This window comes from Candidatus Competibacteraceae bacterium, from assembly GCA_016713505.1.
Taxonomy (GTDB): Bacteria; Pseudomonadota; Gammaproteobacteria; order Competibacterales; family Competibacteraceae; genus Competibacter_A.
Map to the genome: position 1 here is coordinate 718970 of JADJPA010000001.1, position 24872 is coordinate 743841.

General features: G+C 61.2%; 15 protein-coding genes, 1 tRNA gene and 2 pseudogenes. 10 read left to right on the forward strand and 8 right to left on the reverse strand.

The annotated features are described in order from the left end of the window. The first annotated feature begins 45 nt into the window (after positions 1-45). Both IPK09_03310 and IPK09_03315 read left to right on the forward strand, forming a co-directional pair. Positions 46-1259, forward strand: a pseudogene (locus IPK09_03310) (ATP phosphoribosyltransferase regulatory subunit). 20 nt (positions 1260-1279) lie between these two features. Then, positions 1280-2575, forward strand: coding sequence for an adenylosuccinate synthase (locus IPK09_03315; protein MBK7982645.1), 1296 nt, complete (start codon positions 1280-1282; stop codon positions 2573-2575). A gap of 45 nt (positions 2576-2620) precedes the next feature. Here IPK09_03315 and IPK09_03320 read toward each other — a convergent pair. Beyond that, positions 2621-2707 (reverse strand) — tRNA-Leu (locus IPK09_03320). 106 nt (positions 2708-2813) lie between these two features. Between IPK09_03320 and rnr the strand changes: the two are divergent. Further along, a pseudogene (rnr, locus tag IPK09_03325) lies at positions 2814-5056 on the forward strand (ribonuclease R). Positions 5057-5061: 5 nt separating this feature from the next. Then, a complete protein-coding gene (rlmB, locus tag IPK09_03330; protein MBK7982646.1) occupies positions 5062-5814 on the forward strand; it encodes a 23S rRNA (guanosine(2251)-2'-O)-methyltransferase RlmB in 753 nt (250 codons plus the stop codon). Here the strand turns inward: rlmB and IPK09_03335 are convergent. The 3 genes from IPK09_03335 to IPK09_03345 are packed head-to-tail and all read right to left on the reverse strand — an operon-like array spanning position 5804 to position 10170. After that, a complete protein-coding gene (locus IPK09_03335) occupies positions 5804-6967 on the reverse strand; it encodes a carotenoid 1,2-hydratase (protein ID MBK7982647.1) in 1164 nt (387 codons plus the stop codon). The two genes, rlmB and IPK09_03335, sit on opposite strands and share 11 nt — an antisense overlap. Continuing rightward, positions 6968-9472, reverse strand: coding sequence for an ABC transporter permease (locus tag IPK09_03340; protein ID MBK7982648.1), 2505 nt, complete (start codon positions 9470-9472; stop codon positions 6968-6970). It abuts the gene before it with no gap. After that, positions 9469-10170: an ABC transporter ATP-binding protein gene (locus IPK09_03345; protein MBK7982649.1), complete on the reverse strand. Its 702-nt coding sequence runs from the start codon at positions 10168-10170 to the stop codon at positions 9469-9471. Before IPK09_03345 ends, IPK09_03340 begins: the two co-directional genes overlap by 4 nt. A 268-nt stretch (positions 10171-10438) precedes the next feature. Between IPK09_03345 and IPK09_03350 the strand changes: the two genes are divergently transcribed. Genes IPK09_03350 through IPK09_03370 form a run of 5 tightly spaced genes read left to right on the forward strand, consistent with a single transcriptional unit; the run spans position 10439 to position 16508 of the window. Next, positions 10439-11080 carry a polysaccharide biosynthesis/export family protein gene (locus IPK09_03350; protein ID MBK7982650.1) on the forward strand — a complete coding sequence of 214 codons (642 nt, stop codon included), beginning with the start codon at positions 10439-10441 and terminating at the stop codon, positions 11078-11080. Between the two features lie 30 nt (positions 11081-11110). Further along, positions 11111-12664: a chain length-determining protein gene (locus tag IPK09_03355; protein ID MBK7982651.1), complete on the forward strand. Its 1554-nt coding sequence runs from the start codon at positions 11111-11113 to the stop codon at positions 12662-12664. A gap of 28 nt (positions 12665-12692) precedes the next feature. Then, entirely contained in the window at positions 12693-13622 is a 930-nt protein-coding gene (locus tag IPK09_03360) for a tyrosine-protein kinase family protein (protein MBK7982652.1), read from the forward strand. A gap of 32 nt (positions 13623-13654) precedes the next feature. Continuing rightward, entirely contained in the window at positions 13655-15397 is a 1743-nt protein-coding gene (locus IPK09_03365; GenBank protein ID MBK7982653.1) for a TIGR03016 family PEP-CTERM system-associated outer membrane protein, read from the forward strand. A 7-nt stretch (positions 15398-15404) separates the two neighbouring features. Continuing rightward, a complete protein-coding gene (locus IPK09_03370) occupies positions 15405-16508 on the forward strand; it encodes an AAA family ATPase (GenBank protein MBK7982654.1) in 1104 nt (367 codons plus the stop codon). Between the two features lie 99 nt (positions 16509-16607). On the opposite strand, the gene IPK09_03375 is transcribed toward IPK09_03370, so the two are convergent. Continuing rightward, positions 16608-18611: an acyl CoA:acetate/3-ketoacid CoA transferase gene (locus IPK09_03375; protein MBK7982655.1), complete on the reverse strand. Its 2004-nt coding sequence runs from the start codon at positions 18609-18611 to the stop codon at positions 16608-16610. 64 nt (positions 18612-18675) lie between these two features. Beyond that, the gene (locus IPK09_03380) at positions 18676-20064 is read right to left on the reverse strand and encodes a GntP family permease (protein ID MBK7982656.1); all 1389 of its coding nucleotides are present in this window, start codon (positions 20062-20064) and stop codon (positions 18676-18678) included. Between the two features lie 197 nt (positions 20065-20261). Between IPK09_03380 and IPK09_03385 the strand changes: the two genes are divergently transcribed. Next, on the forward strand, positions 20262-21170 hold the full coding sequence (locus IPK09_03385; protein MBK7982657.1) for a LysR family transcriptional regulator: 909 nt from the start codon (positions 20262-20264) through the stop codon (positions 21168-21170). A 27-nt stretch (positions 21171-21197) separates the two neighbouring features. On the opposite strand, the gene glnD is transcribed toward IPK09_03385, so the two are convergent. Together glnD and map are read right to left on the reverse strand one after the other, a co-directional pair. Continuing rightward, positions 21198-23795, reverse strand: coding sequence for a [protein-PII] uridylyltransferase (gene glnD, locus IPK09_03390; GenBank protein ID MBK7982658.1), 2598 nt, complete (start codon positions 23793-23795; stop codon positions 21198-21200). Between the two features lie 156 nt (positions 23796-23951). Further along, positions 23952-24746 carry a type I methionyl aminopeptidase gene (gene map / locus IPK09_03395; protein ID MBK7982659.1) on the reverse strand — a complete coding sequence of 265 codons (795 nt, stop codon included), beginning with the start codon at positions 24744-24746 and terminating at the stop codon, positions 23952-23954. Positions 24747-24872: the final 126 nt, after the last annotated feature.

The following is a 24872-nucleotide window of genomic DNA, read 5'->3' on the forward strand; positions in this document are numbered from 1 at the left end:
CCGTGCCGGACGGAGCCATGAACGCTGATTCCCCGTCGATCCCTCATGACGCTTGAAGATCGCTGGCTGTTGCCGGAAGGTATCGAGGAGATTCTGCCGCCGGCGGCCAGCCGTCTGGAGCGGCTGCGCCGCAGTTTGGTCGATCTGTACGCAAACTGGGGTTACGATCTGGTCGTTCCGCCGTTGATCGAATTTTTGGAATCGTTGTTGACCGGCACCGGCAACGACCTCGAACTCCAAACCTTCAAGCTGACCGATCAAGCAAGCGGTCGCATGATGGGGGTGCGCGCCGACATGACCCCGCAAGTGGCGCGGATCGACGCGCATTTGCTCAAGCGGGAGGGGCCGGTCCGGCTGTGCTACATGGGGACCGTGCTGCGCACGCGCGGCGACGGTTTCGGCGGCTCCCGCAGCCCCTATCAGGCGGGCGTGGAGCTGTACGGCCATCGCGGTCACGAAAGCGATCTGGAAGTCCTGACCCTGCTGCTGGAAACCCTGGCGGTGGCAAACATCGACAACGTGCATCTGGATTTGGGACACGTGGCGATTTTCCGTGAGCTGATGCGGCAAGCCGGTTTGAGTCAGGACCAGGAAAAACGGTTGTTTGAAGCGCTGCAACGCAAAGCGTTACCCGAAATTCGCGAACTGTTGGCCGCTTGGCGGCTCCCGGCCTGTTACGCTGACCTGCTGGCGCGCTTGGCCGAACTGAACGGCGGGCTGGAGGTGTTGGCTGAAGCTGAGGCGCTGTTGGCCGGCGCGGGCGCGCAGGTCGGCGCGGCGCTGGAGACGCTGCGGCGGCTGGTCGCCGCGCTGCGGCGTTACCGGCCGGAACTACCGATCCATATCGACTTGGCCGAATTGCGAGGCTATCACTACCATACCGGCGTCCTGTTTTCGGCCTATGTGCCGGGGCAAGGTCAGGCGGTGGCGCAGGGCGGTCGCTACGACGAGATCGGCCAGGTGTTCGGTCGGGCGCGACCGGCGACCGGCTTCAGTACCGATTTGGCGATCCTGCTGGCGTTGGGCTCGGTGGCGGAAAGCGCAAGTACCGGCATCTACGCGCCGGCGCTGGGGATCCGGCGCTGGAGCGGCGGGTGGCGAGCTTGCGCGGTCAGGGGGAGCGCGTGGTGCGCGCCTTGCCCGGCGCGGCGGAGACCCCCGCTCTGTTGGGATGCGACCGGATCTTAATGTACCGGGATAACGATTGGCTCGTCGTCCCGGCGGTGGAACCGCCCGTCGAGCGCGGTCGGACTCGTTAAGCCACTCTCAGGAAGCGGACATGGGCAAGAATGTGGTCGTCATCGGCGCGCAATGGGGCGACGAAGGCAAGGGCAAGGTGGTGGATCTGCTCACCGACAACGCGGCGGCGGTGGTGCGGTTTCAGGGTGGGCACAACGCCGGCCACACGCTGGTCATCGGCGGGCAAAAAACCGTGTTGCATCTGATTCCATCCGGCATCCTGCGCGAGGGGGTGGACTGCCTGATCGGCAACGGGGTGGTGCTGTCGCCGGCGGCGCTGTTGGCCGAGATCGACGGGCTCGAACAGCGCGGCATCGCGGTCATGGAACGGTTGCGGCTCAGCGCGGCCTGCCCGTTGATTCTGCCCTATCACATCGCGCTGGATCGGGCGCGTGAGACCAAGCGCGGCGATCGCGCCATCGGCACCACCGGCCGCGGCATCGGGCCGGCGTATGAGGACAAAGCCGCGCGGCGGGCGATGCGGCTGGGCGATCTCTTGGATCGGGGGCGGTTTGCCGCCGGGTTGGAGGAGGTGATGGATTACCATAATTTCGTGTTGCGGCACTATTTTCAGGCCGAAACGATCGATTATCGCCGGACCTTGGATGAGACGCTGGCGCAGGCCGAACGCTTGCGCCCGCTGGTCGCGGATGTAACTTTCTTGCTGGACAGCTATCGCCGGCGGGGCGACAACGTGCTGTTTGAAGGCGCGCAGGGGGCGATGCTGGACATCGATCACGGCACCTATCCCTACGTGACCTCCTCCAACACCACGGCGGGCGGCGCGGCGACCGGCACCGGGCTGGGACCGCGCCATCTGGATTACGTGCTGGGCATCACCAAGGCGTATACCACGCGGGTCGGCGGCGGGCCGTTTCCGACCGAATTATTCGATGAAACCGGGGATTATCTGGCGGAACGCGGCCATGAGTTCGGCTCGACCACCGGCCGACGCCGGCGCTGCGGCTGGTTCGACGCCGCAGCGCTGCGGCGCTCGTTGCTGAACAACAGCGTATCGGGCTTGTGCGTGACCAAGCTGGATGTATTGGACGGGCTGGAGCGCATTCAGGTATGCATCGGTTATCGCCGTGGCTCCGAGCGGCTCGATCGCGCGCCGTTGGGCGCTGAGGCGCTGGCGGCCTGCCAACCGATCTACGAAGAGCTGCCCGGCTGGCGGCAACCGACGGCGGGCGTGCGGCGCTACCAGGATTTACCCGCCAATACCCAGGCCTATCTGCGGCGGCTCGAAGAGCTGACCGAAAAGCCCATCGCCATCATCTCCACCGGACCGGATCGCGCTGATACCATCGTCTTGCGAGACCCGTTCGCCGGGTGAGGGTAAAAATGCGAAAGGCCCGGTGTGACCGGGCCTTTGCGAAGCTGGTGCCGAAGAGAGGACTTGAACCTCCACTGGGTTACCCCAACTAAGACCTGAACCTAGCGCGTCTACCAATTCCGCCACTTCGGCATAAACGCCGCGCCACTTGCGACGACGACGGGAGCGCACTATACGTTTTGCCCTGAACCCTGTCAATTTTTCCCCTTCATGGTTTTCAACCTGACCGAAACATTTCATGACTCGAAAAAAACCTGACTCCTGGCGGCAGATAGATCCTCATCTGAACCGGGAACAAGAAAAATATGGCCGTGCTTCGCCCAGCCGCGAATTTATCTTGCATTATCTCGAAGAGCGCGGAATGCCACTGACCCTGGGCGAATTATGTGTCGAGTGGAGCATCGCCGACAGTTGGGAGGTCGAAGCGCTGTCCCGCCGGTTGCGGGCGATGGAACGCGACGGGCAACTGATCCGCAACCGCCGCGAAGGCTATGGGCCAGTCGCCAAGATGAACCTGATTCCCGGTCGGGTCATCGGCCATCCCGAAGGTCACGGCTTTTTGATCCCCGATGCGGGCGGGGACAATCTGTTTCTCTCGCCCCGCCAGATGCGCAAACTGTTGCACGGCGACCGGGCGGTGGCGCGGGTCATCGGCGTCGATTACCGGGGCCGTCGCGAGGGCGCGGTGGTGGAGGTGCTGGAGCGCAACACCGAAACCGTGGTCGGGCGCTTTTGTGAGGAGCGCGGCGCTTTCTTCATCGTGCCCGACAACAAGCGAATCAATCAGGACATCATGGTGCCGGCGGACGGGCGCGGCGAGGCCCGCGCCGGCCAAATCGTCATCGCCGAACTGATCGAACAGCCCAGCTCGCATAGCCGACCGCTGGGCCGGATCAGGAAGTGCTGGGCGAGCACATGGCTCCCGGCATGGAGGTGCGCATCGCCATCGCCAGCCACGGCATTCCGGTGGACTGGCCGGAGGCGGTGTCGAAGGAAGTCGGCCACTACGGCGAAACGGTGCCGGCGTCGGCCACGCAAGGGCGCTGGGATTTGCGCGACACGCCATTGGTGACCATCGACGGCGTCACCGCTCGCGATTTCGACGATGCGGTGTATTGCGAGCGGCGCGGTGCCAATTGGCGGCTGTTGGTGGCTATCGCCGACGTGTCGTGGTACGTGCGGCCGGGTACGGCGCTGGATCAGGAGGCGCGCAAGCGCGGCAATTCGGTCTATTTCCCGGATCGCGCCATTCCGATGCTGCCCGAAGCGCTGTCCAACGGTCTGTGCTCGTTGAATCCCGCCGTGGATCGCTTGTGCATGGTCTGCGAGATGAGCTTCAACGCCGAGGGCCGGATGATCCGCTCGCGCTTCGCCGAGGCGGTGATGCGCTCGCAGGCCCGACTGACCTACGACACGGCGGCGGCCCTCGTCGCCGATCGCGACCCGCACCTCCGCCAGGAATACGCCGCGCTGGTGCCGCATTTGGACCGCTTGCACGAACTGTATCAGGTGTTGCGGACCGCGCGCGAGCAGCGCGGCGCGATGGATTTCGACACTCAGGAAACGGTGATCGAATACGGGTCGGATCGCAAGATCGAGCGGATTTTACCGACCGAGCGCAATGACGCCCATCGCCTGATCGAAGAGTGCATGATCGCCGCCAACGTGGCGGCCGCGCGGTTTTTACAGCGCAACAAGGTTCCCGGCCTCTATCGGATTCATGAAGGGCCGACCGAGGATCGGCTGAACAAGCTGCGCGCGTTTCTCGGCGAGTTGGGTTTGGGCTTGAGCGGAGGTGAGAAGCCGACACCGCGCGACTACACCCGCGTCTTGGAGCGGGTGAAGGACCGGCCTGACGCGCATCTGATTCAGACGGTGATGCTGCGCTCGCTGGCCCAGGCGACCTACAGCCCCGGCAACGCCGGGCATTTCGGCTTGGCGCTGGACGCTTACGCCCATTTCACCTCGCCGATCCGCCGTTACCCCGACCTGCAAGTGCATCGTGCCATCCGCCACATCCTGAGCGGTGGTAAGCCCACCGATTTCCCATACAGCCAAGCCGATCTGATCGGTTTGGGCGAGCACTGCTCGATGACCGAGCGCCGGGCCGATGAAGCGACTCGCGATGCGGTGGAATGGTTGAAATGTGAATTCATGCTCGACAAGATCGGTCAGGTCTACGATGGCGTGATTACCGGCGTCACCGGCTTTGGCTTGTTCGTCGAGCTGCGCGGGGTTTATGTGGAGGGATTGATTCACGTCACCGCTTTACGCAACGATTACTACCAGTTCGATCCGGTCGGCCATCGGTTGCGCGGCGAGCGTTCCGGGCAGGTCTACCGTCTGGGCGACAGCTTGCGGGTGCGGGTGGTTCGCGTGGATTTGGACGAGCGCAAAATTGACTTTGAGTTGGTCGAGACCGAGGGTCGCGAAGAAAAACGCCGCCCGCCCCGAAATCGCGGCCCGCGCAAGAAAGGTTGAATGCGGTGACCGGCGAGTTGATCCACGGCATTCATGCGGTGGCGGCGGCGTTGAAGTACCAACCGGAGCAAATCGGCGGGTTGTGGGTGGAGCGCCAGCGCCGGGATGGGCGGATGCAAGCGGTGCTGGACGAGGCCACGATTCGGGGCGTGACCGTTCATTACGCTGACCGCGCCGAACTGGATCGGCTGAGCGGCAATGCCCGGCATCAGGGCATCGTGGCGCGGTTGTCGGTGCGTCAGACGGCGCGTGGCGAGGACGATTTACCGGATTTGCTGGCGGCGGCGCGCGGCCCGGCGTTGCTGCTGGTGCTGGACGGCGTGCAAGACCCGCATAATCTAGGCGCCTGTTTGCGCGGCGCGGCGGCGGCGGGCGTTCATGCCGTGATCGTTCCGAATGACCGGGCGGTCGGCTTGAATGCGACGGTGCGCAAGGTGGCGTGTGGCGCGGCGGACATCGTGCCGTTGGTGCCAGTGACCAATCTGGCGCGGACGTTGCGAGTGTTGCGGGAACAGGGTGTGTGGGTGGTCGGTGCGGCGGGGGAGGCGGAAACGAGCCTTTATCAGGTCGATTTTACCGTGCCGACCGCCATCGTGTTGGGCGCGGAAGAAAAAGGACTGCGGCGGTTGACCCGTGAGGTCTGCGACCATCTGGCCCGGATTCCAATGGCCGAAGGCGGCGTCGAAAGTTTGAATGTGTCGGTGGCGACCGGAATTTTTCTGTTCGAAGCGCGGCGGCAGCGTGGCACTAACGGCTGACCGGTTTTTCGTATCGCGTCATCTCTAGATATCCTTGCCCGCCGATTTTGTTAACCCCAGAATGGCCGCTCACGGTGACAGCCCCTTCCCAGTACTTTACCGTCAATCGCATCTCTTGCTCGGTCACTTTCGGCGTGACGGTTAAATTCAGATGTTCGGCGGGCAAACGCAACCGCCAGCCGGCGGGGTAGCGATCGCCGGTCACCGGGCTGACCCACTCGCCGAGCGGCTGCACTTCCACATCGTTCCCGCCCAGCGAGCGAAATTGGCCATCGGCGGCAATCAGGGTGCCATTGCTTGACGGGTCCGCGCTGCCATCCTTGCGACGCATCCGATAAAACATCAAGTCCCGCCCGTCGTCCAATTGCAGCGCGAACCAGTCCCAACCGCTCTGATCCGGCCCCAGCGCGCTAGTGCTCCATTCCCGATCCAACCAGCTTGCGCCGGTTACCGTGAAAACGCGGTCTCCCAATTGGATCGTTCCCTGGGTCGGCAAACGGGTATAAGAGTAGTAGTACGACGCATTACCCGGTTCAGCGCTTTTCTGGCTCAAACCCCGGTCGCCTTGCAGCACGACCGATTTGGCGGCGCGCAGCGTCAGATCGAGAGCAACGTTATCCTGGCGAGCGTGAACCCGCATCGGGAAAACCTCGGATTCAATGCCGGTTAAGGCCCAATCCTCCAACCAGACCCGAAACGGAATGGCTTGCGCTCCGGCCAGCCCCATCGCCCCCCGGCTGAAGCGTTCAAAATGATGGTGCTGCTGTTGCGCTACATCGGTCACCGCAAAATGGCCCATGTAGACTTGATTGCCGCGCCAGCTGGAATCAGGGATTGGCGGAGTCGGCGCAAGCGCGATGCGAAACAGCGTGAGTTGATAGCCGAACGGCCGCCCGCTGGCGTCAGCCAGATTCCCGGTCGCGTACCACCACTCGGTCCGAAATTCAGGATGTGGTCCGTGATCGTCGGGAAAGTCGAACCGGCGAGGTTCATAAGCGCGCTGGTAGCCGGTGTCATCGGTTCCGCTCAAAGCGGAGCTCACCGCAATGCTTGCGATTGCGGGCGAACGAGGCCAGAACCAGTAGCCGGTCAGGCCGACGAGCGCCACCGCCACCAGCAAACCCGCTAACCACCGATAATAATAATTGAGCATTTATTCGGTCCGCAGCGCATCGGCGGGCCGAGCGCGAGCCATGCGCCAGATCGGATAAAGCCCGGCCAGTAACGCGGCGCCTATCGCCAATCCCACCGTTTCCAGCAACAGCCACGAGTCAACCTGAAAGGGCAGACTCCAGCCGAAGGCCCGGCGGTTGATGACGAAAATCAGCACGGCCGCCAACAGCAGCCCGACGGGCACCGCCAACAGGCCAGCGATCATGCCCATGAAACCGGTCTGCAAAGACACCAAGCCGCCGATCTCGCGCGCGGTCATCCCGGTGGCGCGCAGTACCGCGAATTCCCGCGCCCGCTCCAGTTGCAGGGCTGACAGCGCGCTCAATACCCCGACCACCGCGACCAGAATCGCCAGCAGGCGCAGCACGTTGGTGATGGTGAAGGTGCGGTCGAAGATTTCCAACGTCCGGTTTTGGATGTCGCGATTGGGGCGGATCATCAGCGGTTGCAGGCGGCCCAGCCGCTCCTGCAAGCGTTCGCGCAGCGTCGCCAGATTTTCACCTTCAACCGCGAACACCGCCGCCGAGGCTATCTCGGCATCGTGCCAGTAGCGCTGGTAGCTGGGGCGATGCAGCAGGATTCGGCCGTGCTCGGAGCCATAATCCAAGTACACTCCGGCGACGGCGAACTTCCGCTGACCCTCGGCCGTAGCCAAGGTCAGTGAATCGCCCACGCCAAGCCGCTGGCGATACGCGAGCGGCTCGCTGATCAGCACCGACTCGCCGGTCTGAAACGCACGCCATGCTTCAGCCGGATTGCCATCGATCAGGTGATAACCGGCTTGCGCGGCGGGCGCGAGTTCGACGGCGACCAACTGGATGGGACGCCCGCTGAGGTCGATGGTGACCCGGCGATAGGTGGAGACCGCCGCCACGCCGGGCGTGACGCGCAAGGCGGCCAGCGTCGCCGCTTGCAAGACCTCGGCGCTGTTGCCGCCCTCCGTAACGGGCGGGGCGACGTACAAGTCCGCGTTCAATAAATCCTTGATCCAGATCGCCACGCCGCCCCGAAAGCTGTCCACCATCACGCCCACGCCGACCGTGGTGGCGAAGGCCACCATCAAAGCCGCAACCGCAATACCGGTCCGGCTGAGGTGGCGGGTGACGTCGCGGTTCGCCATGCGGGCCACCAAGCCCAGGCGGGCTACCAGCGGCTGATTCAGTCGCACCAGGCCGACCACGGCCGGCGGGGTCAGCAGCGCGCCGCCGAAAATTATCAGGAACAAGCCGACGAAACCAGCCACCAGCGAATGCGACACGCTCACGACCGCGCCGCCGCTGGCCAGCAACAACAATCCGGTCATGGCCAGCCGAGGGAGCGCGGTTTGCCAGCGGTTTTCCAGATTGGCGCGGCTCAGCGCCGCGCCGGGTGGCGCATCCGCCGCTTCTCGCGCCGGCAACCAGGCCGCCGCCAGCGTCGCCAGCAGCCCCAGCGCCGCGCCTTTGGCGAGCGACCCAGGATCGATCGAAAACTCCCGAACGCTCAACACGTAATACAGATCGTTGATGGTGCGAGTGACCAGATGCACCAGTCCCGAACCGATCCATAACCCCAACAAGCCACCCAGCAGGACGCCCGCCACCCCGAGCAATAGCGCCTCACCCAGCACCCCGACGAAGAGCTCCCGGCGGCTGACGCCCAGCGCGCGCAGCATCCCCAGAAGGCTACGGCGCTGCACCACCGAAAACGACATGGCGTTGTAAATCAGAAACGTGCCCACCACCAACGCCAGCAGGCTCATCGCGGTCAGATTGAGCGAAAAAGCGGCACTGAGGTCGGCTGTGGCCTGATTGCGTCCTTCCGCCCGCTCCAGTCGTAAATTCGCGGGCAGCCAAGCTCGCAGTTCGGCGGCGGCGCGTTCGCCGGCGGCACCGCTCGGTAGGATCAGATCGATGTGGCTAAGCCGGCCTGATAAGCCCAACACTCCCTGCGCGGTACTGATGTCGGTAACGATCAAGCCGTCCAGTTCCGCGCCTTCCAAGGTGCCAGCACGTTTTAAAATGAACCGCTTTTCGCCGCGTTGCAGGGTCACCTGTTCGCCCGAGGCGCGTGGCAGCAGCGCGGCGTCTGGATCTGACAGCAATGCCCGCAGGTTGAAATCACGGCCCGTGACGTCGGCGGCAACGGAGCGGAACGGCGCTTCCGCGAAAGGATCGATACCGAAAATTTGCAGCAACTGGCCGGGGCGATCGGCGCGCGGTAGATAACCTGTTACCACTGGCGCGGCGAATCGGAAACCGCGCTCGACCCGTAATTCGCGGTAGAGCGCTTCGGGTACGCCGCGTGGGTCGCCGCTGATTTGGTGGGTGGCGCGCCCGGTGATGCGGTTCATGGCGAGCTCGAAACCCCGGCGGGCGCTGGCGTTAGCGAGATCCACGGCCAGCACCACCGCCACGCCCAGCGCGATGCCGAGCACGGCTAACCCCAATTGCCAGGGATGCCGCAAGGGATGACGGAACAAGGCGCGCCAGAGCAGCGGAGTCACAGGGTGATTTCCCGGATATGCCCGGCTTCCAGGTGGAGTATCCGGTCGGCGCGAACGGCGACCTTCCGGCTGTGAGTCACCATAATGATGGTGGTTCCCGATTGGCGATGCAGCTTCAGCAGTAGCTCCAGGATGCGTTCGCCGGTGACGGTATCTAGATTGCCGGTCGGCTCGTCGGCTAACAGCAGCGCAGGCTGGTGAACCACGGCCCGAGCCAGCGCCAGCCGTTGTTGTTCGCCGCCGGACAGGCGTTCGGGAAAGCTGCGCCGGCGGTTGTCCAAGCCGATAGTTTCCAGTAACTCCAGGGCCCGAGCGCGCTGTTCGGTGGTGGTAAAACCGTTCAATTCCAACGGTAGCAGCAGATTTTCCTCGACGGTCAAGGTCGGAATGAGATTGAAGAATTGAAAGACGAAGCCGATATGGCGGCGGCGGAACCGGGTGCGCTCGATCTCGTTCAGATCCGTGAGCACCCGGCCGTCGATACAGAGGGTTCCGGCATCCGGCAGGTCGATTCCGCCGAGCAGATTCAACAAGGTAGATTTGCCGGAACCCGACTGTCCGAGCAACGCCACGAATTCGCCTCGATTGATCTCCAGGCTCAAGTCGGCGAAGATGACCCGTTTTTGATCGCCTTCGGCATAGTGTTTGTTTAGGTTGTGAAGGGTTATAAAGACCGCTGATGAGTGTTCTGATCGCATGATGGCTATAGACTGCTGAACCGCTCGGTCGTTACGATGGCGATATTTTATGTGGATAATATGTGGAAAATACGCGGATAATTAGTTTCTAATAGATCGGTTGGCGTTTACTGCTCCAGCCGCCAGCGGTTTGGCGAGGCGGAATGGCGATTCGGTCGGGCCGGACTGTCGAATCGAGCGAGTGATTTGGATATTTCAATGGTATTGGGGGTTGTAGCGGATGCAAAAGCGTGAGGTGTTGGGTAGATGGGCCAATATCGGGGGAGTGATGGCAGCCGTTGTTTTATTGGCCGCCTGTGCCAAGCCAGAGAGTGGTCTGCCGCCATCGACGGCTTATAGCTCCCAGACTTCTACACCGGAAACCTATAACTATCAGATAGGTCCGGGTGACCAGCTCCAGATTTTCGTCTGGCGTAACCCCGAAGTTTCGCAGACCGTCACCGTCCGACCGGACGGCAAAATCACGACGCCGTTGGTGGAGGATTTGCAGGCCAGCGGCAAGACGCCCAACCAACTGGCTCGCGATCTGGAAAAGGCGCTGGAAACCTATATCCGCCAGCCTATTGTCACCGTGATCGTCGCGGGGGGTATCGGTCCCTACAGCGAGCAGATCCGGGTCATCGGCCAAGTCAACAGCCAGCAGAGCACCTCCACTGACACCAGTCGGTCGGCCGGACCGCGGGCGCAAGCGATCGCCTACCGGCAGAAAATGACTTTGTTGGACGTGATGGTGGCCGTGGGCGGCTTGAGCGAGTTCGCCGATGGCAACCGGACCAAGGTGGTGCGCATCGTCGAGGGCAAGCAGCAGGAGTATCAAGTGCGCTTGAACGATCTCCTCAACGGCGATATCACCGCGAATGTCGACATGTTGCCTGGAGATATCCTGATCGTTCCTGAATCGTGGTTTTGAGCTGATGGTGGCGGGCCAAGAGAGTCGGACATGAACGATCTTGTCGAGCAAATCCTGAGCTATATGCGCGGGATATGGCGTAAGCGCTGGTATGCCATGGCCTTGGCGTGGCTGATTTGTGTGATCGGCTGGATCGTGGTGCTCAGACTGCCCGATCAGTATGAAGTCTCGGCCAAGGCTTTCGTGGACACGCAAACCATCTTGCGGCCCCTGCTGCAAGGGTTGACGGTGGAAGTCAATCCCGACACTCAGGTCGGGTTGATCATGAAAACCTTGTTGACTCGCCCGAATCTGGAACAGATCGCCCACAAAGCCGGTTTGGACAACCAGATTCAGGACTTGGAGGCTAGGGAGCGGTGGCTCACCAAGCTCCAGAACAAGATTAACTTGGTGGGTACGGGTCGGGAGAAGGAAAATCTTTACACGATTACCTACGAGGATCGCGATCCGCAGTTTGCGAAGCGGGTGGTGGAGTCGGCGCTGGCGGTTTTCGAGAGCAATTTGGTCGGTGGCAACCAACAGGATTCCGCGGCCGCCCAGCGGTTTCTCGATGAACAAATCGCCGATTACGAGGTTCGGCTGCTGGAAGCCGAAGACCGGCTCAAGGCGTTCAAGCTCAAAAATGCGGGGTTGATGCCTTCGGAAGGCCAGAACTACAACGGCCGCTTGCAGCAATACGCCTCGGATCTTTCCGCGGGGCGGCTGGAGCTTTCCCAAGCGGAAAACCGCCGTAATTCCTTGCAACAGCAGCTCGGTCAAGCCCTCCAGCAGCAGCTGCGCGGCGACGGCGAGGTGGTCGCCTTGCCCATCGACCAGCGCATTCAGAGCTTGGAGCAGAACCTGGATGAGCTGTTGATCAAATTCACTGCCAAGCATCCAGATGTCAATATATTGAAACAGACTATCGCCGATCTGAAAAAACAGCGCGAGCAGGAGCGCATGCGCTATGCAGCCAGTTTGGCCGAGAGCGGCAACGGCGGTTCCAGGGCGCAAAACGTCAATACCGTCTATCAGCAGCTCAAGGTCAGGCTGGCTGAGGAAGAGGCTAATGTCGCTTCGCTGCGGGTCAGGGTCGACGAGTACCAAAGGCGTTATCGAGAGCTACAGTCACAAGTCAGCGTCTTGCCGCAGATTGAAGCCGAATTGGCGGCGCTGAACCGCGACTACGAAGTCACCCGCAAGAAATACGATGAACTGGTGTCGCGGCGCGAATCGGTGAAATTGTCTCAAGAAGCCGAACGCTCCAAACAAGAGATCCGTTTCAAGATTCTCGATCCGCCTCGCGTGCCGTTGAAACCGACCGGCCCCAACCGGCTGTTGTTGATGTCCGCGGTGCTGGGCGCCGGTTTGGCGGCCGGTATGGGGCTGGCTTTCCTGATCGCGCAACTCTGGCCTACCTTCGACAGCCGTTTCAGCCTGAAGCAGATCGCCGACATTCCGGTGTTTGGCAGCGTCAGCGCGGTCCTGCCGCCGGCCGTCGTCAGCCGAGAGCGCAGAATGGCGATCGTGTATGTCGGATTGGTCGGGATACTGATGTTGGTCTACGCCGGCTTGATCATTGTCGACCAAGTGGGGTTTCAATGACCGCGAGCGGGTGGTAGGGAGAAGGACGATGGATAGTATTGAAAAAGCCATGTTCGGTCGGTCGCCGGCTCCAGGCGCGAGCGCGCCGCCCGTCGTGCGCCCGCCGGTTGCCGGTCCGGGAGACAGCATCGAAAGAACCGCTGGGTTGACCAAGGAGCAGACCGTCGTTCGCGTTCCCGAGGCGGTTAACAAGCGAACCCAGCGCTCGGTGACGCTGGATATGGAACGGATGCGCGCCGCGGGTTTGTTGGTTGTGGACGCCCAACGCAGTCGGACCAAGGAAGAGTATCGCCACATCAAACGGACGTTGCTCATGAACATGGACGGTAAAGGCGCGACCATCGCCAAACATCCGAATCTGGTGGGGATAACCAGCGCCCGCCCCGGCGAGGGCAAAACGTTTACCGCGTGCAATCTGGCCTTGAGCATCGCGACCGAGCGCAACCGCACGGTTTTGCTGGTGGATGCTGATATCCTCAGACCCTCGGTCACCAAAACCCTGGGGTTCGAGGCCGAACAAGGGCTGGTGGATTTTTTAATCGATGACCGGCTGGATTTGGCGGATGTGCTGGTCAATACCAACATTCCCGCGTTGACCGTTTTGCCGGCGGGGGGCACCCACCATTTGTCGGCGGAATTGCTGGCGAGCGAAAACATGCGGCGCTTGACCTCGGAGATGAGCCAGCGCTATCCCGACCGGATCATTATTTTCGATGCGCCTCCCTTGCTGGCGACGACCGAGGCCAGCATTTTGGCCAGCCTGATGGGGCAAGTCATCATGGTGGTCGAGGCGGAGAAAACCCTGCAATCCCAGGTGAAAGACGCCTTGTCCATGCTAAATCCCGATCAGATCGTCGGATTCCTACTGAACAAAACCCGCGAGGTTTTCGGTTCGAAGTATCGTACTTACGATTATGGTTACCAGTACAGTCGCGGTAGCGGAGAGGAAGTCGGATAACCGATGGGGTTGTCCGGTCTTGGAGGGGAAACATGAAATTCGCAAGCCGCGTGCAAACGACCGAAGGACGCCGGAGCCTCAAGCTGAGCAAAGCCTTATTGGCGGCGGCGCTGGCGGTGGGCTGCGCTCGGGCGCAGGCCCAAGAAGTCGATAATAGAGCGGGAGAGTGGCGCATCACCCCGCGCATCAGTCTCGGTTCCACCTATTCGGATAATATTAGGCTGGCGCCTGCTAACGCCGAGCACGATCTCCTCTTCCATGTGGATCCGGGCCTGAGCGTACGCAAGCGGGGAGGACGGCTCGATCTGCGGCTCGATTACACGGCCCAAGGGCTGCTGTACACCAACAACGGTGACGCCAGCACGATCAATAATGAACTACAGGCGTTTGGAACCGCCGAGCTTTTGCAGAAAAACCTGTTTTTGGACGCTTATGGCTTGATCTCGCAAGTAGCCGTCAGCTCGAACGGGCGGACCGATGCCGGCAACTTGGGGTCGGCCGGTGGGGTTCCTTCCGGTTTGTCCGTCTTCAGCAATTTCGATTTGGGGCTGCCGGGCGGGAGAGATTTGTTCAACCCGCTGACCATTTTCAACGATATTGCGCTGACCGACAATCAAGCGACCGGTTATCGTTTTGGGATCAGCCCCTACTGGCGCCAGAATCTAGGGGGTTGGGCCGATGTCTTGTTGCGCTACCGCTACGATACGGTGTTTTATGACGAAGAAAGCAACGTCGACCCACAACAGCCGGATGTCAGGACCACGACCGGTGACAGCCAGATCAATACGGTCGAATTGAATCTGACCAGCGGCCGTCAATCCAGCAAGGTACGTTGGAATGTCGCTTATTTTTATCAGCAAGAACAGCAGGATAATCAACAAACCGTCAACGCCCTCGCCAATGGTGACGACAAGCAAGAACACGCCACCGCTCAGTTGAACTATCAACTCGACAAAGAGTGGGCTTTGCTGGGTGAAGCGGGCTACGAAAACAATCAGGTCACGGGTTTCGCAAATAGCCCCGATGGCACCTATTGGGGCCTGGGGGCGGTCTGGACGCCCAGCCGTTTCTTGGAAGTCAAAGGGTTGTATGGGCCGGATGTCAACGAGCTATCCGGGCGCTGGAATCCATCGACCCGCACCAACTTGCGGATCAGCCGGCGCAAGCAGGATTTTGGGGTCGATCCGGGCGTGCGCTGGCAGGGTTTGTTCAATCACCGGACTCGGGCCAGCGTGTGGTCGCTGGCCTATACCGATGAAGTGACCAACGAGCGGCAATTGTTTGGTAACGGGTTGCTCGGCGTGGGTCCGGACGGCCAACCCCTGCCTCTCAGCGATCAGGGTCAGGCCGTGGCTACCGAAGGACCATTCGGCCTGAGCAACCGCAATTTTCGGCGCAAGCGGTTCGATGCGGGCATGACCTATCGACGCGGCTCGACCGACTGGTCGATCAATGCGTTTAACGAGGATCGGACCGGTCAAAACACCACGGATGACGAAAAGATTTACGGGGCCGGCGCGCTTTGGACGTGGCGATTCGCGCCCCGGACCGCCTCGTTTATCGGAACGGGCTGGGAGCGCGATGAGTTGGGTGAAAATCAACAAGGCCAGGTTCAGAATAACGAGTATTGGGTATCGGTGATTGGCTTGGCGCGGGCGTTCACGCCCGATGCGGGCGGTTTGATCAGCTATCGCTATTACGAGAACGACGCCGACCCCGCCGAGCGAGGTTTTCGTGAGAACCGGCTTAATATTCGTTTTAATATGAAATTTTAAATCCTAAATGTATATTGATTATTACGGTTTCAGCACCAAGCCTTTCCAGCTGAGTCCCGATCCGCGATTTTTCTTCGGCAGTCGCGTTCACACGCGGGCGTTGGCCTACTTGCGCTACGGATTGAGTCAGGGCGAGGGCTTCATCGTCATCACCGGTGGCATCGGGACGGGCAAAACCACCTTGGTGAAGAATCTTTTTCAAGAGCTCGATTCCAACCAAGTCGTCGCCGCGCAACTGGTCACCACCCAGTTGGAGGCCGACGAGCTGCTGCGCAGCGTGGTGGCTTCTTTCGGGTTGCCCTACGAGGAAATGGGCAAGGCGGCCTTACTCAAGCATTTCGAGGATTTTCTGCGCGGTCATGCCCGGCAGGGACGACGGGTGCTGCTGGTCGTGGATGAGGCGCAGAATCTACCGGCCAGATCGCTGGAAGAACTGCGGATGCTGTCGAATTTCCAGGTGGGTGAAACGCCTTTGTTGCAGAGCTTTCTGCTAGGCCAGGAGGAATTTCGCTTTACCTTGCAAGAGCCGGGCATGGAGCAACTCCGGCAGCGGGTGATCGCGTCCAGCCATCTCACGCCGCTCAGCCGGGAGGAGACGCGGGACTATATCGAGCACCGGTTGCGCGTGGTCGGTTGGGAAGGGTGGAAGCCGACGTTTGTCGAAGACGCTTACGCCGCCATCTACCGATTTACTCAGGGTGTGCCGCGTTTGATCAACGTTTTTTGTGATCGACTGTTGTTGTATGGTTTTTTGGAAGAATTGAATGAGTTTTCGGTGGCCGCCGTCGAATCGGTCGGCCAGGAATTGAACCAGAACCAGAGCGGCGGCGAAAGTGGCATCCAAAGATCAGGCGGTGGCAGCCGTTCGCTAATGCGGGTGAGCCATGCCATGGAGCAGCGTTTGGGTGAATTGGAAAACGCCATGGAGTCGCTCATAAAACATCCTGAATGGCAGGATGCCCAGTTGGAACGGATGGAGCGCCGTATCGTGCAACTGGAGCCGGCGGTGCGAGTCATCAGGCGACAGCTTGCCGAGGTGATGCGGCGGATGGATGATCGGTTGGGGGATGATGACACGAGCATCGTCAGCGCCGAAAATAGCGAAGATTGAACCGTTGCCGGATTTTTCCCTGGAACCCCTTCAAACACCGATCCTTAGCTGAAGCGACCCATCAGCCGCCTCAGCATGAATCCGCGATTTTAGTAACCCTCAAATTCCCTGTGCTGGATTGAGCCGCGCGGCGGCTTCGGCGGCGGTTTCGTAGATATGCGGCGTGAGATCATGCTCGCGCAGCGCATCTCCCAAGCGGGCGCGCAGAAAAGCGCTGGTGGTGTAGCGGGTCACGCCGACGTAGTGGTGTTCCACCAGATAGCCGACCAGTTCCATGTACTCCCGCACCAACTCCGGCACGATCGAAAAATTGTCGTAATTGACGATGGCAAATACTTTTTTGCCGAGCGGTTCGAGCTTGTCGGTCACCGCCGTCTGGATGCGCTCGATATCCTCCCGCCGGCGGATCGCCAATCCCTCGAAATTGATGAAGAACAAATTCTTGGCCGGATCGTAGGACAGGCGCTGGTCGAGCGGTTGCACCAACAGGATGTCGCGTAGCCCCATTGGCCCCTCACCGAAAATCCGCGCGTCCATGAGCCGAAGCTGCGGGCTGACGCGCGGTTGGAAGGTCATCCGCGCCAGCACCTCCCGCTCCAGGTCGATGCCGGGAGCGATTTCGATCAGTTCCGGCCCGTCGGCGGTCAGGCGGAACACCGCCCGTTCGGTGACGTACAGCACCGGCTGGTTGCGCTGGCTGGCCACCACGCCGCTGAAGGTGCGGTGTTCGACCTGTTCGATGAACTTGGGGGTCTCACCTTCTTGCAGGATGCGCAACTGGCCCTGTTCCACCGCGATTTTTAGTTTGCCGGCGGTGAAGGTGCCGGCGAACACCACTTTCCGCGAATTTTGGCTGATGTTGATGAATCCGCCCGCGCCGGCGATCTTGGTCCCGAACTTCGAAACATTCAAGTTGCCCTGAGCGTCTACTTGCGCCAGCCCCAGCACCGTCAGGTCCAAGCCGCCGCCATCGTAGAAATCAAATTGATTGGGCTGATCGATGATGGCTTGCACGTTGGTCGAGGCGCCAAAGTCCAAACCACCGGCCGGAATGCCGCCGACCACGCCCGGCTCGGCGGTCATGGTGAGCAGATCGATGATCTTTTCCTCAGCGGCGACGTTGGCGACGCTCTCCGGCATTCCGATCCCCAGATTCACGATGGCGTTCAAGGGCAACTCAAAAGCCGAACGCCGGGCGATGATCTTGCGTTCGCTCATCGGGATCGACGGAATCGAGGCCAGCGGCACCTTGATTTCACCGGAAAAGGCCGGGTTATAGAGTGTGGCGAAGGTTTGCCAGTGATGTTCGGGCGGCGCGATCACGATGCAGTCGACCAGAATGCCAGGGACGCGCACATCCTTGGGTTTCAGGATGCCGCGTTCGGCCACCCGCTCCACCTGCGCAATGACGATGCCGCCGGAGTTGCGCACGGCGGTGGCGATCGCCAGCGACTCCAACGTCAGCGCCTCTTTCTCCATGGTCAGGTTGCCGTCGATATCGGCGGTGGTGGCGCGGATGATGCCGACGTTGATCGGAAACGCCCTATAAAATAGATATTCCCGCTGGCCGACGGTCATGACCTCGACCAAATCCTCGTGAGTGACGGCGTTGAGCTTGCCGCCGCCGTGGCGCGGATCGACGAACGTACCGAGCCCGACGTGGGTCAGCGTGCCCGGCTTGCCGGCGGCGATATCACGGTATAAATGAGTGATGACGCCCTGGGGCAGATTGTAGGCTTCGATCTTTTCAGCCACCGCCAACGCTTGCAGTTTCGGCACCAGACCCCAATGGCCGCCGACCACCCGCTTGACCAGCCCTTCGTGCCCCAGGTGGTTCAGCCCTCTGGTTTTACCGTCGCCTTGGCCGGCGGCGTACACCAGGGTCAGGTCGCGCGGTTTGGACAGCCCCGGCGTTGCCGGGTCATCGTCCGGGGTCAAATAAAGCTCCTCTAGGGCGCAGGCGATGTCCTCGGCAAAGCCGGTGCCAACGAAACCGCTGGTGGCTAGGGTATCGCCGGGGCGGATCAAGCTCACCGCTTCGCGGGCGCTGACCACTTTGCCGCGTTCGGGGATGTTGAGCAAAGCAAGCAAGGGATGCTGCATGGAAATTTCCTCTCGATGGCGCTTGCGGGGAACGCCGCCCCACGGAGGGGGCGGGCTTAGCGGTTTAGAAGCTTCCGAACAGCGATCCCAGCGTGATGACTGTCACCAGAGCGATCAAGGGAATGATCACCGACACCATAAAGATGTCGAAATAGGATTGCTTGTGGGTCAGCCTGCAGATGCCGAGCAAGGTGATGACCGCACCGTTATGAGGCAGGGAGTCGAAGCAGCCTGAGGACATCACCGCGACCCGGTGCAGCAGTTCCGGGCTGAGGCCGATGGCGTTGGCCAGCTCCAGGTACTTCGCTCCCAGCGTGCTCAGGGCGATGCTCATGCCGCCGGAAGCCGAGCCGGTGATGCCCGCCAGCACGTTGACCGCGACCGCTTCCGAAACCAGCGGATTTTGCGAAACGCCCAGCACGGCGTCCTTCACCACCACGAAGGCGGGCAGGGAGGCGATGACGTTGCCGTAGCCGACTTCGGACGCGGTGTTGAAGATCGGCAGCAGCGATCCCATGGTGCCCGCATTGAGCGATTCGACGACGTTCTTCCAGCGTTGCCAGTGCACGATCACGATGAACAAGATGGCGATGATCAGCGCGACGATGATCGACCACAAGCCCGCCACCGCCGACAGCTTGGTGGCGCCGTATTTCGGCTCCGCCAGATAACTGGCGTCGATGCTGGGAAATACCACATAGGTGAACAGGGCGTTCAGGCCGATCACCAACAGAATCGGCAGCAGCGCCATGAAAAAGGAGGGAAGCTGGTCGCTGCCTTGGTCGGGATTCAGGTTTTCGTTGGTGTGTTCACCGTAACCTTCGCCGGCGGCCATGGCCCGCTTGGCGCGAGTATGCAACCAGAGAGTGCCGAGGATCATCATGATCAAGCCGCCGATGGTGCCAAGACCGGGTGCGGCGAAGGTGTTGGTGCCGAAAAACGGCGAGGGGATAGCGTTCTGAATCGCCGGGGTGCCGGGGAATGCGGTCATGGTGAAGGTGAAGGAGCCCAAGGCGATGGCGCCGGGGATGAAGCGCTTGGGCATCCCGATTTCGCGAAACAGCGCCGCACCGATCGGATAAACGGCAAAAGCCACCACGAACAGCGACACACCGCCGTAAGTCAGGATGCCGCACGACAGCACGATGGCGAGGATGGCCCGGTCTCGGCCGACCTTATCGACGATCCAGTGGGCGATGCTCTTGGCCGAGCCGGAGTCGTCCATCAGCTTGCCGAAGATCGCCCCCAGCATGAACAGCGGAAAAAACTTGAGCAAATAGCCGCCCAGTTCCTTCATGAACACTTGGGTGTAAGTGGGCAGCAGCAAATGCGCGCTACCGCCGATCAACACGGCCAACAAGGCCATGATTGGGGCCAAAACGAGCACGTTGATGCCTCGATAGGCGAGATACATCAACAGGCCCAATGACAGGATTATGCCGATAACTCCCAACATTAGAAGGTTTCCTTCAAGCGGTTCGTTGGCGTTTGGCGCTGGCGCCGATTGGACGGCCGATGTGGGCCGGCTGATTCAAGCATAGCAGCCAGCTGTCAAGGTGAAAATTTGCAAAAAGATTAAAAATTCTGTGCGGAAATGCACGGACTCGACCACACTCAATTTCAGGGTCATGAGCGCTTGAGAGGTAGGCGATGAAACGCGAGCTGGATTGGAACGACTTGCGCTATTTTCTGGCGGCGGCACGTTTGGGTCGGCTCAGTCCCGCCGCCCGCCGCCTGCAAGTCGAGCACAGCACCGTGTCGCGCCGGATCGAAGGGCTGGAGCGGGCGATGGGGACCCGGCTATTCAATCGCCACCGCGATGGATTGGTGCTCACGGAAGCCGGCCATGCCTTGTTGCCGATGGCGGAGCAGGTGGAAGCCACCGTCGCGGTGCTGTCGGAGGCGTTGTCAGGTCAGGACCTCTCCGTGCGCGGCGAAGTACGGCTCGGCACCCCCGAAGGGCTGGCGGTGTGCTTCCTGACCCCACACCTCAAGCCGCTGCTCGACGATTATCCGAATCTGACCGTCGAGTTACTGGCGCTGCCGAGGCTGGCGAATCTAGCCAGCCGCGAGGCGGATTTGGCCATCACGCTGGAACCGCCGCGCCGCGGCCCTTACGTGGTCGCCCGGTGGACGGATTACAGTTATTTTCTCTATGGGTCGCGGGGCTACCTGGAGGCCTGTGGCCCGATTACAACCCGGGCCGAGCTGGCGCGGCACCCCTTCATCGCTTATATCGACGATTTCTTGCTGAGCCAGGAATTGCGCTTTCTGGAAAAATTATGCGAAGCTCCAAAACTGCGTTTTTGCAGCACCAGCATGTTAGCCCACAAAGAAGCCGTGCTGGCGGGGGTCGGGCTGGCGGTGCTCACGCCCTATATCAGCGCCGATGATCCACGATTGATCAAAGTGTTGCCGGATGAAGCTCACTTTCAGCATACGTTTTGGCTGGCGGCGCACGCGGACCGCCTCCGGCTCAAGCGGGTGCGAATGGTGTGGGATTATCTGATGGGCTTAATCGAAACCCATCGCCGGCTATTCCTCGGTAGCGAGAGTTGAGCCCGAATGGAGAGGGAATTTCGGGGGTTATTGATTCTCCGAGTCCAATTGCTTGACCAACGCCTCGCGCAGCGCGGTGTATTGGTCGAGATCGTTCAAGATACGGTTATCGCGGTCGGTGACGAAGAACACATCTTCCGCGCGAGCGCCGATGGTGGCGATCTTGGCGTTGTGCAATTGGACCCCGCATTGAATGAACGCTTGCCCGACCCGGCACAACAGACCCGGACGGTCCCAAGACACCAGTTCCACCATGGTCCGGCCATTGGTGGCGTCTTCGCGGAAGGAGACTGAAGTCGGCATGTGAAAAGCTTTTTGAATCCGTGAGATATGCCGGCTGGGCAACAGCGGAACGGCATCCGGGCGACTGAGATGATGCAGAAGCCCCGTCACGATATCCTTGATCCGCGCTCGGTCCTGGATGAGCGCGCCGGAAGCTTCCAACACCGTGAAGCTGTCCAGCGTATAACCGCTGTGGCCGGTGATGATGCGGGCGTCCAGAATGGTCAAGCCCAACTGGTCGAGAATGGAGGTGATCAGGGCGAACAGGTTGTCCTGGTCGCGGGTGTAAATGAACACTTCGGTGCCGCCCCGGCTCGGATCGTCGCGGGCCATGACCAGCGGTCGCGGGTCGTGGCGTTTCTTGAGGATTGCCCGCGTGTGCCAGGTGATTTCGTCGGCGGAATGGCGCAGGAAGTAATCGTCGCCGAAACCCTCCCAGACTTGATCGATCCGCTCGCGGTCGATTTTGGTAAGGCTCAGTTGTTGGCGGGCTTGTGCCTGTACCTCGCTAATGCGCTCCTCCTTGTCGATCGGGTTGTCCAGCCCGCGCCGCAACGCCCGGCGCGTGGCCTCGTACAACTGCCATAACAGCGAGTTTCGCCAGGTATTCCACAACTTGGGATTGGTGGCGCGAATATCGGCGACCGTGAGCAGATACAGATAGTCCAGGTGCAGCTGATCGCCCATCAGTCGCGCGAAGGCATTGATAACGTCCGGATCGTGAATGTCTTTTTTTTGAGCGGTCAGCGATAGGGTCAAGTGCTGGCGCACCAGCCAGGCGACCAACCGGCCGTCGAAGGAGCTCAAACCGTGCTGGCGGCAAAAGCGTTCCGCGTCTTGGGCGCCCAACTCCGAATGATCGCCGCCGCGCCCCTTGCCGATGTCGTGGTACAGCCCGGCGATATAGAGCAACTCCGGCTTGGGCAAACTCTCCATGATGGCGTTACAGCGCGGCAGTTCCCCGGCGAATTGCGGCAGGAAGAAGCGCCGCAGGTTGCGCACCACGAACAGGATATGCTGGTCCACCGTATAAGCGTGAAACAGGTCGTACTGCATCCGCCCGACGATGTGGCCGAATTCCGGCAGATAAGCGGGCAGCACGCCGTAAGCGCCCATCAGCCGCAGTTGCTGGGTGACGCCGTGCGGCTGGCGCAGGATCTCCATGAACAGGCTGCGCGTGCGCACGTCGTTGCGGAATTTTTCGTCGATCAGCAGCCGGTGGTCGCGAATCAGCCGAATGGTGCTGGCGCGAATGCCCTTGATTTCCGGATGCTGTTGCAAGAGCAGAAAAATCTCCAGCAAGGCAAAGGGGTAGCGCAGAAAAACGTTCGGCCGCACGGCTTCCAGATAACCACGCCTCACTTGAAAACGGCGGTTGACCGGCTGCGGTTCGTCGGAGTCGTCGGCCGGCAGGATCGCTTCCTCGAACAGTTGCAGCAACATCTCGTTCAACTGGCACAGGGCGGTGACCGTTCGGTAATAACGTTGCATGAACTGTTCGACGCCCAGCGTGTGATCTTGGTCCTGATAGCCGAACCGTTGGGCGATGCGGCGCTGGTGATCGAACAGCAGGGTATCCTCGCGGCGGCCGGTGAGGACGTGCAGGGCGAAGCGCACCTGCCAGAGAAAATCGCGGCATTCGATCAGTTCGGCGTATTCGCTCGGGCTCAGGAAGCCGTGACCGACTAGCTCCTGTAAGGTGCTGGCCCCGAAGTGGCGCTTGGCGACCCAGCCGATCATCTGAAGATCGCGCAGACCACCGGGTCCGTCCTTGATGTTCGGCTCCAGATTGAAAGCGGTTTCGTTGTATTTGTGGCAGCGCTGGCAGCGTTCTTCCCGCTTGGTTTCGAAGAACGCGCCATCCGGCCAGATGCGGTCGGGCCCCGTCATGGCGCGCATCCGCTCGAACAGCTCCGTCGAACCGGTCAGCAAACGAGCTTCCATCAGGCTGGTGGCGACCGTGATGTCAGCCGCGCCCTCGTGCGCGCAATCCTCGACCGTGCGCACGCTGTGGCCGACCTCCAGACCGATGTCCCACAAAAAGGTCAAAAAACGTTCCAGGCCGGAGCGGCGGGCATCGAGCGCCGTATCGTCCAGCAGGATCATGATGTCCACATCCGAGCCGGGATGCAGTTCGCCGCGGCCGTAACCGCCCACCGCCACCAGGGCGAGATCGGTGGTATCCGCTTCAAAGTACTGCCGCCAAGCGCGTTGCAGCACTTCATCCATCAAGCGGGCGCGGGCGGGCACCAGTTCATGCGCGGGGCTACCGGCCTCAAACCAGGTTTTGAAGCGGACGGCGCTCGCCTTGAGCAGACCGCGAAACGAGGCGAGCGAGTCCATCTCCGCCAGTTCGCGCTCGAACGCGCTCGCCTCCGAGGCGATGCCGTCCCCCGGCGGAACCGGTTGCGGGGCGGCGGGTTGGAAGGCCGGCGGGCGAGTGGAGGCGGGCGAACTATTGAAATCCATACCTATTCCGAAAGGATCGAGACTAAAGCGCTAAAGCGGACTGCCGGAGCCGAGCGTGAGAACCTCGTGACCGCTGTCGGTGACCAACACGGTATGCTCCCACTGCGCGGAAATGGAATGATCCTTGGTGACCACGGTCCAGCCGTCGGGCAACAGTTTGACGTGTCGTTTGCCGGCATTGATCATCGGCTCGATGGTGAAGGTCATGCCTGGAACCAGCTCGACGCCGGTGCCGGGGTCGCCGTAATGCAAGACTTGCGGCTCCTCGTGAAATTCCCGGCCGATGCCGTGACCGCAGTATTCGCGCACCACCGAACAATGCTGTGCTTCGGCATGTTTCTGAATGGCGTGGCCGATATCGCCGAGCCGGATGCCGGGCCGCACCAGCCGGATGCCGACCCACAAACACTCGAACGCGATCTTGGTCACCCGCTGCGCGGCGACCGGCGGCGTGCCGATCTGAAACATCCGGCTAGTGTCGCCGTGAAAGCCATCCTTGATGACCGTGATATCGAGGTTGACCACATCGCCCTTTTTGAGCTTTTTCGGCCCCGGAATGCCGTGACAGACCACGTGATTGACCGAGGTGCAAATCGATTTGGGAAAGCCCCGGTAGTTGAGCGGGGCCGGAATCGCCTGCTGGACAGCGACGATATGGTCGTGGCAAAGCCGATCCAGCGCTTCGGTGGTGACGCCCTCGCAGACATGCGGGCCGATCATGTCCAGCACTTCGGCGGCCAGCCGGCCGGCCACGCGCATTTTTTCGATCTCTTCGGCGCTCTTGAAGGTGATGCTGGTCGGTTTTTTAGGGGCTCTTTGGAACATGGGCTTCGGTCTGCGGGAAGGTGCGAAATCGAGGGTGGAGCGCTGGCTGGCGCGCGCGCCGCCGGTTGGAGCGGCGCGCGCCGACCGGCGGCGCAATTGGTTTTCCCGAACGAACCATGTTATAAA

Bases quoted from the DNA above. Each gene is read 5' to 3' on its own strand.
- IPK09_03375 (MBK7982655.1), bottom strand. From the start codon at position 18,611: ATGCAGCATCCCTTGCTTGCTTTGCTCAACATCCCCGAACGCGGCAAA.
- IPK09_03315 (MBK7982645.1), top strand. From the start codon at position 1,280: ATGGGCAAGAATGTGGTCGTCATCGGCGCGCAATGGGGCGACGAAGGC.
- IPK09_03370 (MBK7982654.1), top strand. From the start codon at position 15,405: ATGTATATTGATTATTACGGTTTCAGCACCAAGCCTTTCCAGCTGAGT.
- map (MBK7982659.1), bottom strand. From the start codon at position 24,746: ATGTTCCAAAGAGCCCCTAAAAAACCGACCAGCATCACCTTCAAGAGC.
- IPK09_03335 (MBK7982647.1), bottom strand. From the start codon at position 6,967: ATGCTCAATTATTATTATCGGTGGTTAGCGGGTTTGCTGGTGGCGGTG.
- glnD (MBK7982658.1), bottom strand. From the start codon at position 23,795: ATGGACTCGCTCGCCTCGTTTCGCGGTCTGCTCAAGGCGAGCGCCGTC.
- IPK09_03350 (MBK7982650.1), top strand. From the start codon at position 10,439: ATGGCAGCCGTTGTTTTATTGGCCGCCTGTGCCAAGCCAGAGAGTGGT.
- IPK09_03360 (MBK7982652.1), top strand. From the start codon at position 12,693: ATGGATAGTATTGAAAAAGCCATGTTCGGTCGGTCGCCGGCTCCAGGC.
- IPK09_03345 (MBK7982649.1), bottom strand. From the start codon at position 10,170: ATGCGATCAGAACACTCATCAGCGGTCTTTATAACCCTTCACAACCTA.
- IPK09_03355 (MBK7982651.1), top strand. From the start codon at position 11,111: ATGAACGATCTTGTCGAGCAAATCCTGAGCTATATGCGCGGGATATGG.
- IPK09_03365 (MBK7982653.1), top strand. From the start codon at position 13,655: ATGAAATTCGCAAGCCGCGTGCAAACGACCGAAGGACGCCGGAGCCTC.
- IPK09_03385 (MBK7982657.1), top strand. From the start codon at position 20,262: ATGAAACGCGAGCTGGATTGGAACGACTTGCGCTATTTTCTGGCGGCG.